The organism is Granulicella paludicola (assembly GCF_025685545.1).
Lineage (GTDB): Bacteria > Acidobacteriota > Terriglobia > Terriglobales > Acidobacteriaceae > Granulicella > Granulicella paludicola.
Genome location: NZ_JAGSYC010000022.1, coordinates 36,902 through 56,408, shown reverse-complemented (window position 1 = coordinate 56,408; position 19,507 = coordinate 36,902). Strand labels below are relative to the sequence as shown.

The following is a 19,507-nucleotide window of genomic DNA, read 5'->3' as shown; positions in this document are numbered from 1 at the left end:
GGATCAATCGGTCGCTCTTTTGTGAAATTGAGCTGGGATTGAGGCGATTTTAAATACATCGGGCCAGCGATTGTGCTGTAGTAGCGCTCATGGAGAGCAAATCTACAGGACTCGGACGGCTCGGCGAGTTTACGTTGAAGGTCGGAGTCGGCGGAAACGAACTCGACGTTCACTCCCTCGACTTTCTCAAGCGACTATTTGCGCGCTATCAGCCGGTGCGGTATCGACCGCTGGTGCGTTTTCTTAGCGTGGCGATGCGGCATAAGGTGATGATCGTGGCCGACGGTGAGGAATGGCGCCGCACGCGCGCAGTGGTTGATCTCGCGTTGCAACCGCGGCTTGTTGAGGGTGAATATGCGGAAGTCATCCTGGACGTAGCTAAGGTGGCGTTCGAGCGGGTGGCGCGGCGGGTAGGCGAGGGTGTGCTCGCGGTGGAGATTGAGCCGTTGATGCGGGCCGTAGCTACCAGTGCGCTCGGTCACCTGATGTTCGGTGAGACGCTGCCGTTAGCCGAGGCCGAGTGGGTCGAAAGAACTCTGACCGCGGCGACCGAGGTGCGCCCTGCCACGATTTCGGCGCGGATGAACCGGCAGACGGCGTATCTCTTTGGAGCGATGCGATTAGGAGCGCGACAGCCGATCTTTCTGCACCGTAGTCAGCGTAGCGCGACGCGCGAGATGTTTGCGTGGCTGGACGAACGCGTGGCGGAGATGGAACTGTCGGGTCGGCGTTCCGCGCTGTTTGAACAGATGAGCGCGCGGTACGCCGCTCTGGGACAAAAGGAGGCGCTTTGCCGGATAGCTTCGGAGTACTTCATGCTGTTCGTTGCCGGTATCGAAACGACTGCCTCTGCGTTGACGACAGCGATCGCAGAGATTGCAGGCAGTCCTGAGATACGCGAGCGAGTGGTGGACGAGGCCAGAGGTCCGAGCGGCGCAGGCGCGCTGACAGAGCAATATCCGTATATTCATGCCGTATTTCGCGAGGCCCTGCGGCGGCACACCGTCGTGCCTACGATGTTGCGTGAGACGGAAACCGAGTACCAGCTTGAGGGCAGACAACCGTCTTCGCGATGCCCCGTGCACGTGCTGAAGGGGACAGCTATCCGCTATCTGCCGCTGCTCGGACATATGCGCAGGAGCATCTGGGGCGATCCACGAGCGTTCAGGCCAGAGCGCTTTCTGCGGCCCTTGACCCTGGAGCAGACGCAGCACTACCTTCCCTTTGGATTCGGTCCGCAGCGCTGTCCGGGGCACGCCTTGGCGCGCGTGGAGGCGATCTTGCTTCTAGTCGCATTCTTTCGGCGGTTCGATGTCGAGCAGCAAAGTCTCGCTGGGATTGTGATGGAGAGGAATGCCGTCTTCACGAACCGGCCTGTTGGAGTGAAGGTGCGAGTTCGGTGCGCAGAAGTTCGTCACATCCCGACCATGGAAAGCAGTACAGCGTACGGAGCTAACGCTTGAGAGCCAGATTCAGCACCGTCTCTGCTACGCGGTCATAGTTGTGGCGCAGCACGTCGCCCTCGTGCAGAAAGTTGCCAGTGATAGGCTCGATGCCCAGCTTGCGGATACGTTCAAGGTCAGCGGTGATAGGCGTCTGGCCTTCTCGAGCATACTGCTCCAACGTGGCACCGCCGATGGGGGCGGTATTGATGAGCGCGTAGTCGAAGATTTGTTCTCCGGCGTGGTCGAGGATCTTCTCGATGTGTTGCGCTGCGCTCAATCCGAGCGACTCGTTCGCCTGCGTCATCAGGTTGCAGATGTAGACGCGCGTGGCCTGCGACGCGGCGATAGCTTCGGGAATTCCCCGCACCAGCAGGTTGGTAATCAGCGAGGTATACAGCGATCCGGGGCCGAGCGTGATCAGGTCGGCGGCGGCGATGGCATCAAGGGTCTCCGGCAGCGGCGCGGCGTCATGCGGAGTCAGCATCAGTTCGCGGATGGTCTGTTTGCTGGCCGTGATGTTGGTCTCACCCTCGACAAGTGAGCCGTCGTCCATGCGGGCGGAGATCGTGGCATTTTCCGTCGTTGACGGATAGATGCGGCCGCGTGTTGCGAGAATCTGCGACGAGGTCTGGACTGCCTGCGCGAAGTCGCCGGAGATCTCCGTCAACGCAGCGAGGAAAAGGTTGCCGAAGCTGTGACCGTTCAAGTCGCCATGCTTGAAGCGATGCTGAAAGAGGCGGCTAAGGAGGTGCTCGTCTTCCGATAACGCAACCATGCAGTTGCGCACGTCGCCGGGGGGCAGCATGTTCAGGTCTTCACGCAGGCGACCGGAGGAGCCACCGTCGTCGGTGACGGTGACGATGGCGGAGAGGTCGCGGATGAGGCAGGGTAGGTCGGGACATGCCGGATCGCCGGCTGGCGTCGTTCCTGCGGGTGAAGCGGTATAGCGCTTCAGTCCGCGCAACAGGGTGGACAGTCCAGTCCCGCCGCCGATGGCGACGACGCGAAGTTGGCGGGAATCAGACATGCGTTCTTTCAGCCTTTCTTCAGGCTTTGGATGCACGGAAGGAAGGAAGCGCTGCGATGAATATTGCAGCGGAGCCGATCGCTAGGACTCGGGATAAAGGAGCTCGGTGAAGCTCGGATCGTCGGCCACGGACTCGAAGTCAGAGTCATTGCGCGCCTGCAGGCGATTCTGGGAGTTCAGGCGGATTGCCTCGGCGAGGTGCTCAATGCAGCGCGGCGAGTCGCAGGTCATGGCCGCCAGCAGCGCCATGCCATAGAAGGCGTAGTCGGCGTTCCTGTTCTGCTTCAGGATCTCTTCGAAGTGCTCGCGCGCGTCCTCGTAGTGACCTTGATTCAACAACGAGATGGCGTAATCGTAACGCTCTTCGGTGTTGGAGAACTTCGCAGCTCCTTTGGCGATCTCGGCTTCGCAGGTATTGACGTACATGCGAATGCTGGGAGCGATGTCGGCCGGCGCGTCAGGGAGCAACTTCGTGAAGGCTTCGTGAGCCTTATCGAACTTGTTCGCATGGACGAGTTTGATCGCGGCCTCATAGTGAGACAGCAGCGACTTGCGGGTCGCGTCGTCGACCGGGCGTAGGTCGCCGGCGAGGGTGCGTGGAGTTTTTTTAGGTGCCGGGGAGGACTTGCCGCTGGCTGCGGTCTGAATGGTCGTCTTCACGGTATTGTTTGTAGCGGACTTCGTTGCCATATTTTCTCGTCGTTGCTTGGCTTGGTGGAGCGCTGTAGGACCTGGCGGAGAGTGTAGAACAGCAAACGGATAAATAAACTCGTCTCGGTTTTATACGAGTGTATGTGGCGATGGGTCAACTGTATAGGGGAGTTGGCTTCCGTTCAAGCGGGTGTCTTGCCGTATAGGACGGGATTGAGGGCCGGATCGTTGTACATTTTCAGCTGGCGGTAGAGCTTGAACCGCCGCTGTCCGGCACCAATCTCCACCCAAAGGTGGAAAAGGCAGGCTGCCAGATCGGCGCGCTGTTCGCTCAACTGGAGGAGGCGAAGCTGGTTGGCGGCGCGGTGCTCGGGTGTGCCGCGGTGCAACTGTTCTTCGGTATGGAAGAGCTTGAGAGACAAAATTGAGAGCCGGTCGATGATGAGACCGGGAGTTTCCGAGTGCAGCGGAGCGAGGTCGTTTTGCGGTACGGCTTCGAGCAGCGCGAGGTCGATCTGTTCCACGAGATCGTTGCGGCGCTGATTCAGGCGGTCGATGGAGCGTTTCAAGGTGACGATGGTCGCGTCTGAGACGTCAGGATCGCGTGCCTTGTCCTCCTCGTGCCACAGATCGAAGTTGGCCTGGTGCTGGGCGAGGATGAGTTCTTCGAGCGGCGAGTTCGGATGCGCGGGCGCCAGCAGGGCGTCGTGGCCGTGTTCGTTGGCCGCGTCGTGGAGTCGAAGGATCTGGGGAAGATCGAGCATGGGCGCTAAAAATGAGGATAGCGGATTTGATTTCGAGCGGGTAGAGGAGAGGACGACAGCAAGAGGGCCAGAACGAGTCTTTTGCGAGAGAGGAACCTGTGGGTTATCGGATGAGTTACCTGCCGTAGGTTTGAAGGGCAAACGGGCATCGAACAAACCTAGACTGAAGATGGGATATGCGTATGCAGAGTCAGAGAAGTCGGGTTCGTGAACGTTGGGTAGCGGGAGCGGCGCTGGGGTTAGGGCTGGTGACGAGTGGAACCGCTGCGACTGCGTTCGGGTTGGAGACGGGCAATGTGGCGCGGCGGGCGCATGCTGCTCCTGTAAGTGCGTGGGATGAAGCCCTGCGGGCCAGAACGTTGTTTGAGGCGCAGCCGAAGAGCAGGCACACGCAGATCGAATTTGCGCGGGTGATGGACAAGTTCCGGACGATCTATCACGATGATCCGGCGGAGGTTCATGCCGGGCGCGCCGTGGAGCAAGTGGCGCAGCTGCTGGCCGAAGAGGGTCATGAGCTCGAGGACCGTAAGAGTCTGCACGATGCGGCGCGGCAATATGAATTTCTGGCGAAAGCGTATCCAAATCCGAGCGGCTCACCGCGCGCGCTGGGGCAGGCGCTGGAACTTTTGAACGATGCTGAAGACTCGACCGAGGCTCGGACTGTGCGGGCCGTGCTGCTGCGGGATTATCCGCGGAGCTCGGCAGCGAAGGCTGCACGCGAGAGCGCGGTGGTGATGGTGGTGCCGAAGCGCGGAGCGAATCGATCGGAGAGTCGGCCTGTCGAGGCCGAAGCTGCGCCGAGAATGGTGCAGCCGACCGTCGTGCCGGTGAAAGATGTTGTAGTGCCCACGAGGCCTTTGCCGCCGCCTTCGAATGCCGTGGCAACTGTCACGGCAATTCGTCACTGGTCGACTGGCTCATATACGCGTGTGGCCATCGATCTGGGTACCGACGAGCAGGATGTTGCCTACCAGGCTGTGCGCGTACAGGGTCCGGACCGCATCTTCTTCGATCTGCACGATGTGAAACTGGCGGCTGAGTTGCAGGGTAAGAGCTTCGCTGTGACCGATGGCGGTTTGCTGAATAACATTCGAGCGGCACAGCTTCCGAACGGAAGCACGCGCGTGGTGCTCGACGTTCACGAGGTCGGGACGTATTCGGCGTTCCTGCTACCGAACCCGGAACGTCTGATTATTGATATCCACGGGAAGCAGGGAGCAGGGAATAGGGAACAGGGAGTAGAAGAAAGTTCTATTCCGACGATGGTGAGCGCGAATCCTGCGCCGATCGAGCGGGTGCCTGCGGCTTCTAGTGTGCCGACGATGGTTTCGAACAATGCTCCCGGTGCGCGGAACGGAGTCGAGGTTTCGAGTCTGCCTCCGATGCCTGTGACAGATGGAAGCGCGAGCTTCGGTCTGCCTGCGCGCACGGCGACGACTAAGGCGACTGTTCCTCAGCCGCGTGTGGTGATTCCGACGCGACCGACGACGGCGAAGCCTGTGCCGAATACGGTGACAAAAAGTTTGGCAAGCAACGGTGACGATGTGGCTGCCGTGAGCGAGCAGACGGGGCGAGTGGCTGCGACGAGGAAACCGACATCGCTGCCTGTTTCATCTGGCATTGCGGCGCAGACGGGCGATCACTATCGCAGCCCTCGGATGATGGCAGCGGCGAATGTTGGTGCTACGACCGATGGTACGAAACCGGTGAAGGCTGGCCCTGTCGAGGCGGCTGCGCCGATTACGGAGAGTTCGGGCGCGAGTGAGACAACGCTGATGCGCGCGCTGGGACTGAAGATTGGGCGCATTGTGATCGATGCAGGCCACGGCGGACACGATTCGGGCACGCTCGGCGCTGGCGGGATCCAGGAAAAGGACGTGGTGCTCGATGTGGCGCTGCGACTGGGTAAGCTGCTGCATGATCGCCTGGGCGCGGAGATCGTTTATACCCGCGCGGACGACACGTTTATCCCGCTGGAGACGCGGACGGCGATTGCGAATAAGGCGCAGGCGGATCTGTTCATTTCGGTGCATGCGAACAGCTCGCAGGACAGCTCGGCGCGCGGCGTCGAGGTGTATTACCTGAACTTTACGAGCGATCCGGAGGCGATGAATGTTGCAAGCCGCGAGAACGCGGTTTCGACGCAGAGCGTGCATCAACTGAGCGACCTGGTGAAGAAGATCGCGTTGAAGGACAAGATCGACGAGAGCCATGAGCTGGCCGCGGATGTAGATCAGTCGCTGTATGGCGGTTTACGGAAGGGCAACGATGGTTTGAAGGATCGCGGCGTGAAGAAGGCTCCGTTTGTGGTGCTGATTGGAGCGAACATGCCTTCGATTTTGGCGGAGATCAGTTTTGTGACGAATCCGGATGATGCGGAGCAGTTGCAGACGCCTGAGTATCGCGAGCGTGTCGCTGAGAGCCTTTACAAAGGTGTGGCGAAGTACGAGAGCGCGATCAACCACGATGCTCAGCCAGTGAAGGGCAAGGTTGGGGTCACGGAGCGGGCGGCGCGGTAATCTACCCCCCTCCCCCCTTGTTTTCAGCATAGTCTTGATTCTTTTGGGTTTATGGCGGGCTTGGATGCGTAAAGCCTTGAAGGGAAGGACTTTAGGTCTGCAAGACCGCAGGATGGGGTGGGCAATTCCTTTTTGCCCCTTTACTTAATTATAGCGTTTTGAATGAAGCAAACATGCATCTCTATTTGCTTTTGAATGAGTAGGTTGCGTCGTTCGGCGCTTGACAGCTTTTGGCGCGGCGCGGATGGAGTGCTGCTATTCGACGAAAAGGCAGACGAAAGAGCCAAGGACAAATGCAGATTCCTCCGCTTCGCTGCGGAATGACAAACGAAAGGGCGAGGGCAAGGGCAAGGGCAACAGCGGAAGCAGATTCCCTTTGGGATGGCAAAGAAATGAAGCAGTCGTCAGGTTGCAAGAAAAGCGGGGGATGTTTTGTTGGGTGGAGAATTTTGCTCTGGTTGCAGATATGTGGCGGGGGCGGGAACAAAATGGGTGTTCCTGTAGTCTGAGTTCTGTATGAGATTGTCTCGGTTCTTCTGCGGTGGCGTGGTTGTGGGTATGTTGGCGGCTGGGATGAGCGCCTTTGGGCAGGCGAGCGTGGCGATCACGGAGCCTGACGCTCCACTGCTGCCTGCGAGCTTTGGTGCCTGGAAGACGGCTGCCGGGCCGGGAGCTGTGCCTGATTTTTCTCTGGCCAATGCGAACAAGGCGGCGCTGACGGAGTGTTCTCCGCAGCGGTCGGCGGTGGCTGACTACGAGAGTGGCGGCAGGAAGATCCACGTCGAGGCGATCCAGTTTGGCGACCGCACAGGGGCCTACAGCGCGTTCACGGTGCTGGCGAAGCCGGGTATGAAGCCGGGGAAGGACCTGGGCTCGCAGGACGCTGTGGGGGATGGTGTGGTGCTGTTTATCGAGGGCACTACGCTGGTGCTGGTGAACGGGACGACCGATACAGCTTCTTTGAAGCCGCTGGCTGCGGGTTTGCCGAAGGCGATCGGGACAAAAGGTATGGCTGCGCTGCTGCCGACGCTGGTTCCGGAGAAAGGGCTGGTCGCCGGTAGCCTGCGATACGCCCTGGGAGCGTCCAGTTACGCTGCGGAGGGCGGCGTGCTGCCTGCCCAGCAGTTGGGCTGGGAGAAGTCTGCCGAGGCCGTGACGGCGCAGTATGACGACAAACGGGGCAAGGAGACGCTGACGATCCTGCTGTATCCCACGCCGACAATTGCGGGGAGCTATGCCAAGGCTGTGAAGGAGATGTCGGCTGGCAAGGAGGGCAAGGTGCGCCGCGAGGGTGAGCTGGTGCTGCTGGCGGAGGGGACGTTTTCCGCCGACGAAGCGCAGCGGATGATCGAGAACATCCATTTGAAGCAGATGCTGAGCTTCGATAAGGACATGCCGCCGGTGTTTCAGGTAGAAGTGAAGAAGACTTACAGCCTGCTGACGAACATTCTGGTATTCACCGGAGTGATGGGACTGGCGGCGGTGCTGCTGGGGCTGTTCCTGGGTGGTGGACGGGCGTTGATCCGGGTGATGCGGGGTAAGGATGCGGCGACGGAGGCAGAGTTTTTGAGTCTGCATCTCGATCCGCAGAATGCAGCTCCGCGGTTCCGTGCCGATGGATCCATCGAGGGCAGCTAAGTGGCTGTTTCGAGACGGTTGAGGTGGTTTGGCGGGGTTAGATGAGCGGGTTCTAGGGTTCGATTCAGGTTTCGGAAGAAAGCTGGTCAAAAACCGAAGGAACTCGGCATTTTTGATGTAAGTTGTTGATACTTCATGGCTTGATATTTTCGGTAAAACATTCTTGACAGCGTGGGTAGCCGAACATAGTCTGTGTCCAGAGAGTTCCGATGGCTTTGCCTCCGTTGGAACTGCCTCCCATAGGAAGAGGGTCGCCCTGTTGCCGGGCGGCCCTTTTTGTTTGTGGAAAAGTCGGGACGAAATGGGTAGAGGCAAGTGAAAAGCGTTAGGTGAGAAGTGGAACGGCAGAGAACGCTGGCGTTCGGGGTTACTGGAGAGTGCGCAGCTGGCCAGGGGCTGGTTCAGCCAAGAGCCAGGAGTGCGAGAGCCAGGAGTGGTGTCGGTTGAGGGGGAGTAGATCTTTGGGCTAAACCACTGTCCCTGTTGAAGCGGTGAGACCCAAGGTTGAAGCCTTGGGGTACGGTAGTCGTGACCCGGGGAGCAAGTTGTTAGTGCGTTGTGCTAGTGTTTCCTGTCTGGCAGGTTTATGGAGGCTGTATGTCCGTTCAATGGCGTTGCGTGATGGTGGTTGGTGGGTTGATGTCTGCCGTAGGAGCGATGGGCGCGCAGGATACGCGGACTGTGACGGAGCCGAAGATTCCGCCGGTGTGCGTGAAGCTGGAAGCGAAGCTGGTGGCTGCGCCGGATGCGAATGGCGGGAAGCTGCGTGAGGAAGATGAGGGCAAGCTGGATACGGAGCGCATCCAGAAGGCGATGGATGCGTGCGGGGCGGGGAAGGCTGTGGAGCTGACGGGGCGCGGTGGCAATGCGTATCTCAGCGGGCCGCTGGATATGCGGGAAGGCGTGACGTTGCTGATCGATAAGGGAGTGACGGTGTTCGGCTCGCGCGATCCGAAGGTGTGGGAGATCCATCTGCCAGGGACGGCGGCGGATGCGCCTGGATTGTGTGGGACGTCGATGCCGAGGCCGACGAGTTTTCCGGTGCAGCTGGCGGCGAATGCTCCGGCGCGGAAGGGTGGTTGCCGATCGCTGATCAACATTAATGGAGCGAAGAATGTTGGTCTGATGGGCGAGGGGACGCTCGATGGGCGCGGATACGCGAAGATCCTGGGCAAGGATTACAGCTGGTGGGAGATGGCTCGAAGGGCGCAGCCGAAGGACGACCTGTATTACACGCCGCGGCTGATTGTGGCGAGCCATGCGGACGGGCTGGTGCTGTATGGGATTCATCTGAATAACTCGGGGAACTTCCATGTGAGTGTGAACCAGACGAATGGATTTACGGCGTGGGGTGTGCATCTGCAAACGCCGGTGAATAAGGCGCTGCTGGGAACTCCAAATGATGCGCGCAATACAGATGGAATCGATCCGGGGACGAGCGAGAACATCACGGTGACGCATAGCTGGATCGATAACGGCGATGACAATATCGCGATCAAGCAGGGCGTGACGCATATGAGTGTGATCGATAACCACTTCTATACGGGGCATGGGATGTCGATTGGATCGGAGACGGTGCTGGGTCAGAGCTACCTGCTGGTGGATGGACTGACGGAAGACCATACGACGTCGGGGATACGGATCAAGAGCAATGTGAAGCGCGGCGGACCGGTGCATGACCTGATGTACGAGAACATTTGCATGCGGAATGTGCCGATACCGATTGCGATCTCGCCGTACTACACGAACCAGACGGTGGAGCCTTTTGAGGATCCGAAGTACGAAGGCGATAAGATTCCTGACTACAAGAAGATCACGCTGCGGAACATCTTCAGCGAGACGCCGGGGGATGTGCTGATTGCGGGGCTGAATGAGGAGCATCGCACGGAGGTGACGCTGGATAGGGTGTTCGTGCGAGGGATCAAGCCGGAGCAGGTACATCTGGACTTTGCGGACATCACGGCGCACGCGGTGAACTTTCCGCTGTCGGGCGAGAAGCTGCACGTGACGGGAGCGGAGATGACGCCCTATCCGTCGGCAGACCCTTGTGCTGGCAAGTTTGTGCCGATGCAGTGAGGGGATTTTGCATCTGGAGAGATTGCAGATAGAATGGAGAAGTTGCGGTCATTGAGTGCGTTCTACAGGCGAACCGAAGGGTTGGCGTGTGCTCCTCGAGACCGAATCAGGCCGATGTAGCTCAGTTGGTAGAGCAACTGATTCGTAATCAGTAGGTCAGCGGTTCGACTCCGCTCATCGGCTCCATTAAATCAATGGTTTAGCGCTCCGCTAACCTACCGCTGCTGTACAACTGCTGTACATGCGATCTTCTCCTCCAAAATACGCATCGCCTCCTGCGCCACGCGCGGCGCAGTCTTGATATAGAAGCGCTGGGTCGTACTCACGTTCTCGTGCCTCAGGATGCACTGGATCGTCGTGTCTTCGACGCCCAGCTCCTTGAGGTTGGTCGCAAGTCCGCGACGGTACGCCTGCCATCCCTTCCACTCCATGCCATTCGCTTCAAAGATCGGCTTCACGACGCGACTGGCAAGGTTATCAAGATCGATCGCTCCATTCACAGAACTGATAAAGATAAATCCTGCTGCATGCTCCGGCTTGATCGCATCGAGAAGCAGACGCAACGGACGAATCACGGGAACCAACCCCGGATCGTCCACGTCCTCTTCGGTCTTCGTGTTCTTGATCGTCGAGTTCCAAACACTGCGACAGATCGCGAGCAAGTCGATGCGGTCATCGTCCCACCACAGTCCCCGAATCTCCCCCTTGCGAAGCCCCGCAAACGCGGTCACGCCGATGATGGCGCGCACGACAGCTGCGGTGATCTTCGGTATATGAAGATTCTCCGTCTCCGGTGCAAGTCCACCAGCGATTCGTTTACGACGAAGCTGGCTGGACGTGCGCCTTCTTGGCAGACGCTGGGGAACCACGATGGGATCCTTTGAAAACAACTCAAGGTGCTGCAGGATCTCGTCGAGGCTGTAAGCAAGACGTCTCCGTCCGTGCTTACGACCCTTCGGTATCCTGACGCCGGTCACTGGATTCGTTCCGTCATACAAGCCGAGGTTGCGGGCCTCGGTGAAGATCGCGCTGAGAGTGACCTTCATGGTCTTGTATGTTCCGTGTGCGAGGCTCGTTCCGCGCTCTTGCTCAACAGCATGCAGAAGCTGTTGCAGATGCACGGGGCGAACATCCCGGATGCGGACATCCGCTACGTAGGGCTTCAGATAACAAGTCCATGTCTGCCGATAGCACCGGGTGCTCGATCCGGTGAGCCTTCTCTCGCACCCTGGCAGAAACGTCTTTTCTACGAAATCCACGAGTGAAACTCCGCTGCCGGGTGTAAACCCGATCCTGTTGAGACGATCCATGAATTGGTTCTTGAGCGGAAGGACATCCGACTTCTTCGGATACTCCTTCACGCTGGCTAAACGATGCGCCGGGTGCTTCCGCTCGGTCGTGCCGTCTTCTTTCTGGACGACCTCCCAATAGCGGACATACCAGCATCCATGATCTTGGTACAAACTTCCTTGCTGGGCCATCAAAACTCTCCTTTGCGGGAATTTGTCAGGACCAGACCTTGCGTGTTGTTGTGCCGCCAGCACGACGAGCCAGCCAGTCATTCATCTCGGGAGAGCCCCAACGATATCGACGATGTTTCCCTAGCCGAAAAACCGGGATCGGGTCCGCCGTCCGTGATCGTTTGCTCTGTTCGACTACCCAGGATTCTTTGACCTTCAGCCGCAATGCCAACTCACTCGATTCTAATATCTCGAAGTCCGCATTCTCCCTCTTCTCGACGTTTGTTCCTCGAAATATCGGAAGAACAGCAGCTCCATCAGCAGGTGTGCTTCGAGCAACGAAGTTGGATGTCACGGAGGTTGGAGGCTTAGGGCGATCAAAGGCGGTGGAGGGATGGACGGCGGAGACGGCAGCTGTTCGAGTCATTTGAGCTCCTTGGCTTCGGAAGTGATTGGATATTCATACCCGGTCGGTGGGGTTTCAAGAGTGTGAGCGTGCACGAGCTAGGCACAAAGGAGATGCCCTCGTCGAAGGCTCTCCTGTCCGCTCGCCGGTGTCCAATACTTCCTATCTATCAGCTGATAACTTTCATTTATCGGGGTGCCGGGATATTGCCTGACCAGCGACGAATTCGCGGCTCGGCTTAAATTTGGCCACTTTTGCTGCAAACCATTGCTATCGCCTACATCCATTGCCAAGATCTAGAAAGGAGCATTTCGTAACATCCAACGAACTCTTCGTTTTGAAAGGGCGTGGTATGTACGACTGGGCAGAGTTTCGACATTTCCGCTACCTACTCATGATTCTGGAAAAGAAGGGGCTTCGTGCTGCAGCAGACGAGTTGCACACAACACAACCTAACCTCACCGTGCAGGCAAGGCAGTTCCAGGAGAATGCAGAAGTCCGTTTGTTTCGCAGGACGAGCGGTAACCATATACGGGTGACGGATACTGGAGTCGCATTCGCTGTCATTGCAAAGCATTTACTCGAAGCGCGTGACGAGGCGATTGATGCAATTCGTTCTATCTCCCGTGGAGAAATCACCGCGATTCGCTGTGGCTGTAGCTCCCTCGTAGATCCAAATTTATTCCGGGCGCTGTGCTCGTTGCATCAGGAACTTCTACCTTCGGCTCCAGTTCAACCAACACACGGCGACGTGCCGCAGTTCGCTGAGGAAATCTGCACCGGGCAAGTGGATGTCGCGCTCATCACACTTCCTCTAAAACATCCTGACTTGCACATTGAGGTGATTCGCCGAGAGCGGCTTGTGGTGTGCTGCAGAATGGATAGTCCTCTCGCCGCCAGAAGCGCTTTACATGTCTCCGATCTGCAGGATCATCTTCGTGTCTTTTACAGTCCACATAGACACCCGGATGCCCACAAACGTCTGATCGAGATGCTGGGTTCAGCCGGTGTTGAAGTACGCGAATATTCCCGAGCCTCGCACCCTTCAGAAATGCAGGCCCTAGTTCGAGAAGGTTTTGGAGTGGCATTGGTGCGCGAAGGAACAGTCCTGGAGGGACAACTGACCACCCGTCCCATCATGGGTGTTGACTGGACTTTAGACACCGCTTTGATCTATCACAAGCAACGCCATCCAAAGACAGTGCCCGTTCTTGCGCGGAAGTTCAAACGGCAATTTGGGGAGGGCTTGTTGAAAATGAGTCAGAATGCCCTATCGAACGCTTCTTTGACCGCGCCATCTCACAAGAGCCGGCAGCCTCAACCAGAAGATGAGAAGCCCGTTCAACTTCGGCTATTGAACTGAAAGTCACTGAATCTATAACGGATTAGGTGAGGCTGATAATTCCGAGTTATCAGCCGATACGTAGGAAGTATTAGACATCGAATCAGATCCGTTTCATGATCACGGCATATCTCGGCTGACCACAGTCGATGGAGGTGCCAAAATGATTCGCAGTCGCCAGTACAAGCTTCGTTCTTGTCTTCAGCCAAAACAGATTCTTCCATGCCTACGGGCTATGAGACCCATCCTCGTAATGCTGGCCTTCTCCGCCGTGGCGCACGCGCAGGGAACGATGGACTTCTCGGGTGCCCAGACTTTAATGGGCACATTCAAGACATTTGCCATATACGCCGGCGCTGTCATCTGCTTCGGCGGGCTCATTTTCGCGGGAATCCGCATGATGAGCGGACGGTTTCAGGACGCCATTCCTGGACTTTTTGGCGCGCTCTTCGGCGCCGGAGTTCTGGGATGGGGTGCTGGCTGGATTGACTCTCTCACCGGGCAGTCGATGTAGAGGTGAGGGGTCATGAACCGGAGAGGAACACCCTTACCAATCAATAATGCGCTGAATCGACCAAGGGCCAAGCTTGGCCTGGACCTCACAGCCTGGATGGCGATCATATTCGTCACGGTAACGGTGTTCCTCGTCGGCTTCCGCTTGCTGGCCATCATCAGCTTCCCGACGATGGCCGGAGCCTGCTGGCTCATCGTCCGCAAACACCCGAAGATGTTTCAACTCTGGGGCCTGAGCCTCACACAGAAGAGCTACTATGACCCGCGCAAAGACTAAGCATCTCCAATCCGTACCGTGGTTTGCGAAGGCGGGAGCCGCCTGCAGTATCGTGCCGATCTCCCGCTTCGTCGGCCCGAACCACTTCGCGATGAAGGGCGGCGGCTATGGATGCTTGTTCACACTGACCGGTATCGACGAGGAAGGGATTACTGACCTCGAGCTTGAAACGCGTGTCCGCTCGATCGAAGGAGCTCTGCGCGGCTTACCGGAAGGATCGTGCCTTTACCAGTACACACGCGTTCGATCCGGAGTGGAGCTTCCCCGAGAGAAGCATTACGGCAACGAGGTAACGGAGTCCTTTGTCACTGATCGCCTCGCCTTTCTGAAGGAGAATGCCGCGTTCCGCCGCATCGATCTCCACTGGTGCTTGACGGTCGAACCATCCCAGGCAAGTGCCTTCAGCAGGAAGCCGGCGGACAATGCGTTCGAGACCTCGAAGCTACTAAGTGAGCTCGAAAAGACCGCCAGCCTCCTCGAAGGGCATCTGGGTAGCTCGATTGGTCTAAAGCTTCTGGACAAGAACGAGGTCTTCCAGTTCTTTAGCTATCTCTTCAACTTGGAGGATTGGGCAGGCGAAGATGAGCTGCGTGGCGACACGGGCGTCGACCGCCAGATCGTCAAGAATCCCGTCGAGTGGCGCAGCGACCATGTGCGTGTTGGTAGACGCCATGTCCAAATGTTCTCGCTCAAGACGACACCCGAAGCCTCGAGGCCCTGCCTCTTCACCGGGCTGATGAATGTCGATTGCGACAACGTTCTGTGCTCTACCTGGCGCGTGAAGTCGACGGCTGCCGCGCGCGGCGAGATCGACGCTCAGGAAAAGTTCATCTCGTTCTTCAAAGTGGGCGTGCTGGCGCGTGTCATGAGCGGGCGTGACACCGCTTCGCTCGAGACGGGAGCCGGAGCCAGGGCAGCCAGCAGCAACGTCGATGACCTAAGCGACGTCATCCGCTCGCTCGATAAGAAGGCACAGGGGGAATACTCGCTGCGGTTGTTATTGGCAGCTCGCAGTCAGGAACAACTTCGCGACGTTGTTCCGATGGTGCACCGCATCTTCGTCGATGCTCGGGCTCAGGTCACGGAAGAGACCTTGGGGAATCTATCGGCGTTCTACGCGATGTTCCCCGGCAACAACAAGTTCAATGTCTTTCCGCTGTGGCTTGCGGAAGACCACCATGCGCGCCTCTCCTCCGTGTTTGCGCCGCACACAGGCCATCCATGGTCTGACGACTTGAACGCCGAGTACCTGAACATCTTCGAGACGCGCACGCGGACCCCGTTCTTTCAGGATGCATATGTAGATGGCGTACGCGTCATGCTGATCATCGGGCCAACGGGAACCGGAAAATCGGTGCATGGCAATCAGATCATTGCGCTCGAACGGAAGTACGGCGGGTTCACCTGCATCTTCGACATCGGCGGCAGCTACGAGAGCGTCGTCGAGCTCTACGGCGGTCGTGTCGATCGAGTCGGCAAGGATGGACCACGAGTAAATCCGTTTGCGCTGGAGCCTACGGAGAGCAACATCAAGTTTTTGTATTCCTTCGTGAAACTGCTGCTTGCGAATGGCGGCGCGGAGCTTGAGCCCGAAGACGACGATGTGATTCATAAGGCCGTGCAGGATATGTACCTGCTCGACCGAGAGAACCGGCGTCTCTCGAATCTCTTCCTGCCGAAGAAGCTTGACCGTTATCTGTCGAAGTGGGTGGGCAAGGGCATCTACAACGCGGTCTTCGACAATGTCGAGGATAGCCTCTCGCTGTCACGGATCCAGTGCTTCGACTTTCAGGGAGTGAACAACGAGCAGTATGCCGATCTGATCGAGCCACTGATGGTCTGGCTGCTGCGACGCGTCAACGATGTTCTATACAACCCTGCCAATCTCGGTGTGCCTAAGCACATCCTGATCGAAGAGATCTTCTCTTCGATGAAGAACAAGCAGTTGCTCGATGGTGCGCTGGCATCGATCAAGACGGTCCGTAAGAACCTGGGCGGCGTCACCATGATCGGCCAGTCTGCGGACGACCTCGGTGAAAACGCCGACAGCATTGTGAACTCCTGCACGTCCTTCCTCTTCCTGAAAGACGCGACCTTCAATCGCAAACGTTATGCCGAGCTTTTCAAGATGAACGAGCAGCAGATCGCCCTGTTCGAGAGCCTGCAGGATCGTGAAGGCCTGTACATGCGTCGCGATGGTCTGACCAAGGTTGTCACGCTCAACCTCGATCCGCGCAGCTACGCGGCTTTCTCCACCAAGCCGAAGGACCGCGTGCGGCGCTCGAAGCTGATCGAGAAGTATGGCCTCTCCGAGGGCATTGCGCGTTTTGCCCAGGGCGAGGCTCTCTAACGTTTGCTGTTACCTGAACTGAAAGGATCACACTGTGAAGCCACCCATCATCGTCTCCTTCGTCCATGGATTCATCCTCCTCGCCAGTGCCGTCGTCGGCCATGCCGAGCCACAAACCCATCATCTATTGCCGAACGCTCCCCGCTCCGTCACGTTGACCGAGGCGGCAACGCCGCCAGTGATCCGCGCAGGTCTGCTGCAGTCGACCCTGATTCTGCTTCCCGAAGAGGAGAAGGTCGCGACCGTCTTCGGCGGCGACACCGTGGACTGGGTCTTCGACGGCGGCCACGTCGCCAGCCGATTTATCAGCGTGAAGCCCAAGCTGGCGAATGCCACGACCGATCTTCACATCGTCTCCGACCACGGTAACGAGTACACCTTGCAGCTGCAGGAGATCTCGGGTGACGCCGACCCGCACTTCGATTCGAAGGTCTTCCTCGTGCCGGGCGACAAGGTGGCCAAGGACAAGCTCACCGAGATGCCGGTGTTTGTCCCCGTTGCGGAACTCGATAAGGCGAAGCAGGAGGTTGTCACCGCGAGGGCCGCCGCTGCCGCGGAGCGCAAATCCGAAGATGCCAAGGCTGAGCAGTACCGGAGCCAGTATCCCGGCAGCCTGCACTTCGACTTCACTTGGGACGCTAAAAAGGGTAAGGAACTCGGTCTGCAGCAGATTTGGCATGACGACAAATTCACGTATCTGCGAGGCCAGTTCGAAGAGACACCGGCGTTGTATGAGATGAAGGACGGCAAAGGATCACTCATCAACTTCGATTACAACAATGGCCTGTACACGGTGCCGAAGGAGCTCGAGAACGGATACCTCGCCATCGGCAAGAAGAAGGTCGAGTTCCATCGCACCGGAGGAGGGAAGTAGCCATGCTTGAGCCTACCCAGCAGCAAGAGGCGACCGTTCCGCAGCAGCCACAGGCTGTCGGTCCGGTCAAGAAAAGCACTCCCTTCGTTATCGCCTTGATCGCGATCGTCGCCGTCATAGGGATCGCGAATGTATCGAGCCTACTGTCCGGAAAGAAGAAGCAGGCCCCGGCGAGCACTCTTTCGATGCGTCCGACATCTGCCAACCCACAGCAGGTCTCAAGCTTTGAGAGACAGCAGCAACTCCAGGCTCGCAAGGATGCAGAGGACAAAGAGCGGCAACAGGAGATTGCTGCTGAGATGCAGCAGTTGCAGACTGCTGAGGCGGTGCCTGGACCTGAAGCGGAAAACGCACCTCCTATGACGCCCGCGCAGCGGGCAGCGATCTATGGCGAAAGCCCGAATGCACCGAAGCAAACCTCGGGTGCCTCGCAGGCGCAGGCAGAAGCCAAGCAGAAAGCGTTGGAGGTCGAGAAGCTCCACCAGGAGGCTCTCAACAGTGACACGGTGGCGATCGACTTCGCGCATACCAATGTGTCCTCTTCGGTCCCGACTCCTTCTGGGCAAAGCCCCGCTTTTGCTCTGGGACGATATGAAGCGATGACAGAAAAGGAGTCTGGGGAAACTGTTTCATCCGCTTCCTCTCCAGCAGCTGAAGACAAGAAACCCACCTCAGCGATCGTCTCGACGATAACAAAAGACGGAGCCAAGTCGAACCCTATGGCGGGCTACGACTTCGACACCTACGACGGCCGCCTCTACCGAGTCTTCGAAGGAACGGTGCTTGAGGGTGTCGTCACGAACCACATTGATGGCGGCCTCAGCGGACCCATCCTCATCATGCTGACGACCGACTATTATTCGCACGATCACCAACAGCTCCTGATGCCTCAGGGGACTCGATTGATTGGAACTGTTCAGAGTGTCGGGAACGCGCAGCAGCGGAAGATGTTCGTCACCTTCCACCGCGCCATCTGTCCTGATGGGTTCTCGTTGCAGCTCGACAAGTATGTAGGTCTCGATCCACTCGGCACGACCGGCGTCGCCACCAAGGTCGATCACGGTTACCTGCAGGCGTTTGCTGCTGCTGCTGCGGTCGGTGGGCTCGGAGGCCTTGCGCAGATAGGCAATAACGGCAGCGTACTAAGCCCTTCCATGGAGATCCGGAACGGCATCTCGGAACAGTCCGCCGAGGAAGGCGAGCAGGTATTGAACCACTTCCTCAACCGCCTGCCGGTGATCACGCTCAAAGAGGGCTCGCGCTCCCGCGTATACATCGGCACCGACATCTACATCCCGTCCTACGCGGAACATCGCGTCGATCCCACGCTGTAATCACCCGTTGTTCTTTCTGGAGGTTCCATGAAGGTGAACTTCAAATCCCGTTGTGCTTGGCTTGTGGGAGGCGCGCTGCTTCTTCTTACCGCCACGCCTAGTTTTGCGCTCTTTGGCGTAGGTGACATCGTCTTCGATCCCACCAGCTATGCCAGCCTCGTCTCTCAGGCGACCACCGCTCTCAATCAGTTCAAGCTCATCGAGAACAACATCGTCCACTTCTCGGTGAAGCAGCAGTGGCAAACCACGCTCAATACTTTGAAGAACGCAAACGTCGCCAATATGTTCGGCGAGACCGTGAACATGACCCTGGCGCTCAACACGAACTCGCCTACGACTTCCACAACCGCCTGGAAGACAGCCACCGTCCCGGTGAGCAGCAATACGAGCCTGTACTTACAGGGGCAGACGGTCGGGAACAGCCCCCAGCTTTCACAGCTTGCCATGGTCGAGATGTCTGATTCGATCTCTCCTGACTGCCTCACGGCGGTGGGACAGTACCGCGCGACGCGGACGACGAATACCACGGCGAACAACGCGCTCCTGCAGCAGCAGTTCGACGTGACCTCTGCCACCAACAGCGAGGTCCAGCAGCTGAACCTGCTGAACGCGGCAGAAGCGCAGAAGCTGTCTGAGACACAATCGCAGGGACAGATGCAAGTCTGTCTTGCTTCGCAGATGACGGTCGCCAATATGCAGCAGCGGAATGCGGCAGCGCAGGATCTCAACTCGACCGCGCTGATCTACCAGCAGCGTTCCGTGAACGATGTCAGTGCTGCGAACGAAGACAGCACGTGGCAGACGTATCTGCCGTAGTTCCATATTTCCAAA

General features: G+C 58.0%; 15 protein-coding genes and 1 tRNA gene. 12 read left to right on the top strand and 4 right to left on the bottom strand.

The window, feature by feature from the left end:
- The first annotated feature begins 89 nt into the window (after nt 1–89).
- A complete protein-coding gene (locus OHL14_RS06330; protein ID WP_263378487.1) occupies nt 90–1,463 on the top strand; it encodes a cytochrome P450 in 1,374 nt (457 codons plus the stop codon).
- On the opposite strand, the gene OHL14_RS06325 is transcribed toward OHL14_RS06330, so the two are convergent.
- The 3 genes from OHL14_RS06325 to OHL14_RS06315 form a co-directional block, all read right to left on the bottom strand.
- Nucleotides 1,453–2,472: a gluconeogenesis factor YvcK family protein gene (locus OHL14_RS06325; protein ID WP_263378486.1), complete on the bottom strand. Its 1,020-nt coding sequence runs from the start codon at nt 2,470–2,472 to the stop codon at nt 1,453–1,455. The two genes, OHL14_RS06330 and OHL14_RS06325, sit on opposite strands and share 11 nt — an antisense overlap.
- Before the next feature lie 81 nt (nt 2,473–2,553).
- Nucleotides 2,554–3,162 (bottom strand): tetratricopeptide repeat protein, encoded by a 609-nt coding sequence (locus tag OHL14_RS06320; protein ID WP_263378485.1) that lies wholly within the window; start codon nt 3,160–3,162, stop codon nt 2,554–2,556.
- A gap of 143 nt (nt 3,163–3,305) precedes the next feature.
- Nucleotides 3,306–3,887, bottom strand: coding sequence for a DUF4254 domain-containing protein (locus tag OHL14_RS06315; protein WP_263378484.1), 582 nt, complete (start codon nt 3,885–3,887; stop codon nt 3,306–3,308).
- A 182-nt stretch (nt 3,888–4,069) separates the two neighbouring features.
- Here OHL14_RS06315 and OHL14_RS06310 point away from each other — a divergent pair, with 182 nt between their 5' ends.
- The 4 genes from OHL14_RS06310 to OHL14_RS06295 all read left to right on the top strand — a co-directional run bounded on the left by OHL14_RS06310 (nt 4,070) and on the right by OHL14_RS06295 (nt 10,306).
- Nucleotides 4,070–6,406: an N-acetylmuramoyl-L-alanine amidase gene (locus OHL14_RS06310; protein ID WP_263378483.1), complete on the top strand. Its 2,337-nt coding sequence runs from the start codon at nt 4,070–4,072 to the stop codon at nt 6,404–6,406.
- Between the two features lie 516 nt (nt 6,407–6,922).
- Nucleotides 6,923–8,044 carry a DUF6599 family protein gene (locus OHL14_RS06305; protein ID WP_263378482.1) on the top strand — a complete coding sequence of 374 codons (1,122 nt, stop codon included), beginning with the start codon at nt 6,923–6,925 and terminating at the stop codon, nt 8,042–8,044.
- Between the two features lie 597 nt (nt 8,045–8,641).
- Nucleotides 8,642–10,120 (top strand): glycoside hydrolase family 28 protein, encoded by a 1,479-nt coding sequence (locus OHL14_RS06300; protein ID WP_263378481.1) that lies wholly within the window; start codon nt 8,642–8,644, stop codon nt 10,118–10,120.
- A 110-nt stretch (nt 10,121–10,230) separates the two neighbouring features.
- A tRNA-Thr gene (locus OHL14_RS06295) sits at nt 10,231–10,306 on the top strand.
- A 29-nt stretch (nt 10,307–10,335) separates the two neighbouring features.
- On the opposite strand, the gene OHL14_RS06290 is transcribed toward OHL14_RS06295, so the two are convergent.
- A complete protein-coding gene (locus tag OHL14_RS06290; RefSeq protein WP_263378480.1) occupies nt 10,336–11,601 on the bottom strand; it encodes a site-specific integrase in 1,266 nt (421 codons plus the stop codon).
- Between the two features lie 779 nt (nt 11,602–12,380).
- Here OHL14_RS06290 and OHL14_RS06285 point away from each other — a divergent pair.
- The 7 genes from OHL14_RS06285 (at nt 12,381) to OHL14_RS06255 (ending at nt 19,492) form a co-directional block, all read left to right on the top strand.
- Nucleotides 12,381–13,349 (top strand): LysR family transcriptional regulator, encoded by a 969-nt coding sequence (locus OHL14_RS06285; RefSeq protein ID WP_396271004.1) that lies wholly within the window; start codon nt 12,381–12,383, stop codon nt 13,347–13,349.
- 214 nt (nt 13,350–13,563) lie between these two features.
- The gene (locus tag OHL14_RS06280; RefSeq protein ID WP_396271002.1) at nt 13,564–13,842 is read left to right on the top strand and encodes a hypothetical protein; all 279 of its coding nucleotides are present in this window, start codon (nt 13,564–13,566) and stop codon (nt 13,840–13,842) included.
- A gap of 12 nt (nt 13,843–13,854) precedes the next feature.
- Nucleotides 13,855–14,118, top strand: a complete 264-nt coding sequence (locus OHL14_RS06275) for a VirB3 family type IV secretion system protein (RefSeq protein ID WP_263378478.1) — start codon at nt 13,855–13,857, stop codon at nt 14,116–14,118.
- The gene (locus OHL14_RS06270) at nt 14,099–16,468 is read left to right on the top strand and encodes a VirB4 family type IV secretion system protein (RefSeq protein WP_263378477.1); all 2,370 of its coding nucleotides are present in this window, start codon (nt 14,099–14,101) and stop codon (nt 16,466–16,468) included. Before OHL14_RS06275 ends, OHL14_RS06270 begins: the two co-directional genes overlap by 20 nt.
- A 34-nt stretch (nt 16,469–16,502) precedes the next feature.
- Nucleotides 16,503–17,342 (top strand): TrbG/VirB9 family P-type conjugative transfer protein, encoded by an 840-nt coding sequence (locus tag OHL14_RS06265; protein ID WP_396270998.1) that lies wholly within the window; start codon nt 16,503–16,505, stop codon nt 17,340–17,342.
- 2 nt (nt 17,343–17,344) lie between these two features.
- Complete coding sequence (locus OHL14_RS06260; protein ID WP_263378476.1) at nt 17,345–18,676, top strand: TrbI/VirB10 family protein; 1,332 nt, start codon at nt 17,345–17,347, stop codon at nt 18,674–18,676.
- A 27-nt stretch (nt 18,677–18,703) separates the two neighbouring features.
- Nucleotides 18,704–19,492 carry a hypothetical protein gene (locus OHL14_RS06255; protein WP_263378475.1) on the top strand — a complete coding sequence of 263 codons (789 nt, stop codon included), beginning with the start codon at nt 18,704–18,706 and terminating at the stop codon, nt 19,490–19,492.
- Nucleotides 19,493–19,507 lie beyond the last annotated feature (15 nt).

Bases quoted from the DNA above. Each gene is read 5' to 3' on its own strand.
- OHL14_RS06285 (WP_396271004.1), top strand. From the start codon at position 12,381: ATGATTCTGGAAAAGAAGGGGCTTCGTGCTGCAGCAGACGAGTTGCAC.
- OHL14_RS06315 (WP_263378484.1), bottom strand. From the start codon at position 3,887: ATGCTCGATCTTCCCCAGATCCTTCGACTCCACGACGCGGCCAACGAA.
- OHL14_RS06325 (WP_263378486.1), bottom strand. From the start codon at position 2,472: ATGTCTGATTCCCGCCAACTTCGCGTCGTCGCCATCGGCGGCGGGACT.
- OHL14_RS06305 (WP_263378482.1), top strand. From the start codon at position 6,923: ATGAGATTGTCTCGGTTCTTCTGCGGTGGCGTGGTTGTGGGTATGTTG.
- OHL14_RS06300 (WP_263378481.1), top strand. From the start codon at position 8,642: ATGTCCGTTCAATGGCGTTGCGTGATGGTGGTTGGTGGGTTGATGTCT.
- OHL14_RS06275 (WP_263378478.1), top strand. From the start codon at position 13,855: ATGAACCGGAGAGGAACACCCTTACCAATCAATAATGCGCTGAATCGA.
- OHL14_RS06290 (WP_263378480.1), bottom strand. From the start codon at position 11,601: ATGGCCCAGCAAGGAAGTTTGTACCAAGATCATGGATGCTGGTATGTC.
- OHL14_RS06280 (WP_396271002.1), top strand. From the start codon at position 13,564: ATGAGACCCATCCTCGTAATGCTGGCCTTCTCCGCCGTGGCGCACGCG.
- OHL14_RS06310 (WP_263378483.1), top strand. From the start codon at position 4,070: ATGCAGAGTCAGAGAAGTCGGGTTCGTGAACGTTGGGTAGCGGGAGCG.
- OHL14_RS06260 (WP_263378476.1), top strand. From the start codon at position 17,345: ATGCTTGAGCCTACCCAGCAGCAAGAGGCGACCGTTCCGCAGCAGCCA.
- OHL14_RS06270 (WP_263378477.1), top strand. From the start codon at position 14,099: ATGACCCGCGCAAAGACTAAGCATCTCCAATCCGTACCGTGGTTTGCG.
- OHL14_RS06330 (WP_263378487.1), top strand. From the start codon at position 90: ATGGAGAGCAAATCTACAGGACTCGGACGGCTCGGCGAGTTTACGTTG.
- OHL14_RS06255 (WP_263378475.1), top strand. From the start codon at position 18,704: ATGAAGGTGAACTTCAAATCCCGTTGTGCTTGGCTTGTGGGAGGCGCG.
- OHL14_RS06320 (WP_263378485.1), bottom strand. From the start codon at position 3,162: ATGGCAACGAAGTCCGCTACAAACAATACCGTGAAGACGACCATTCAG.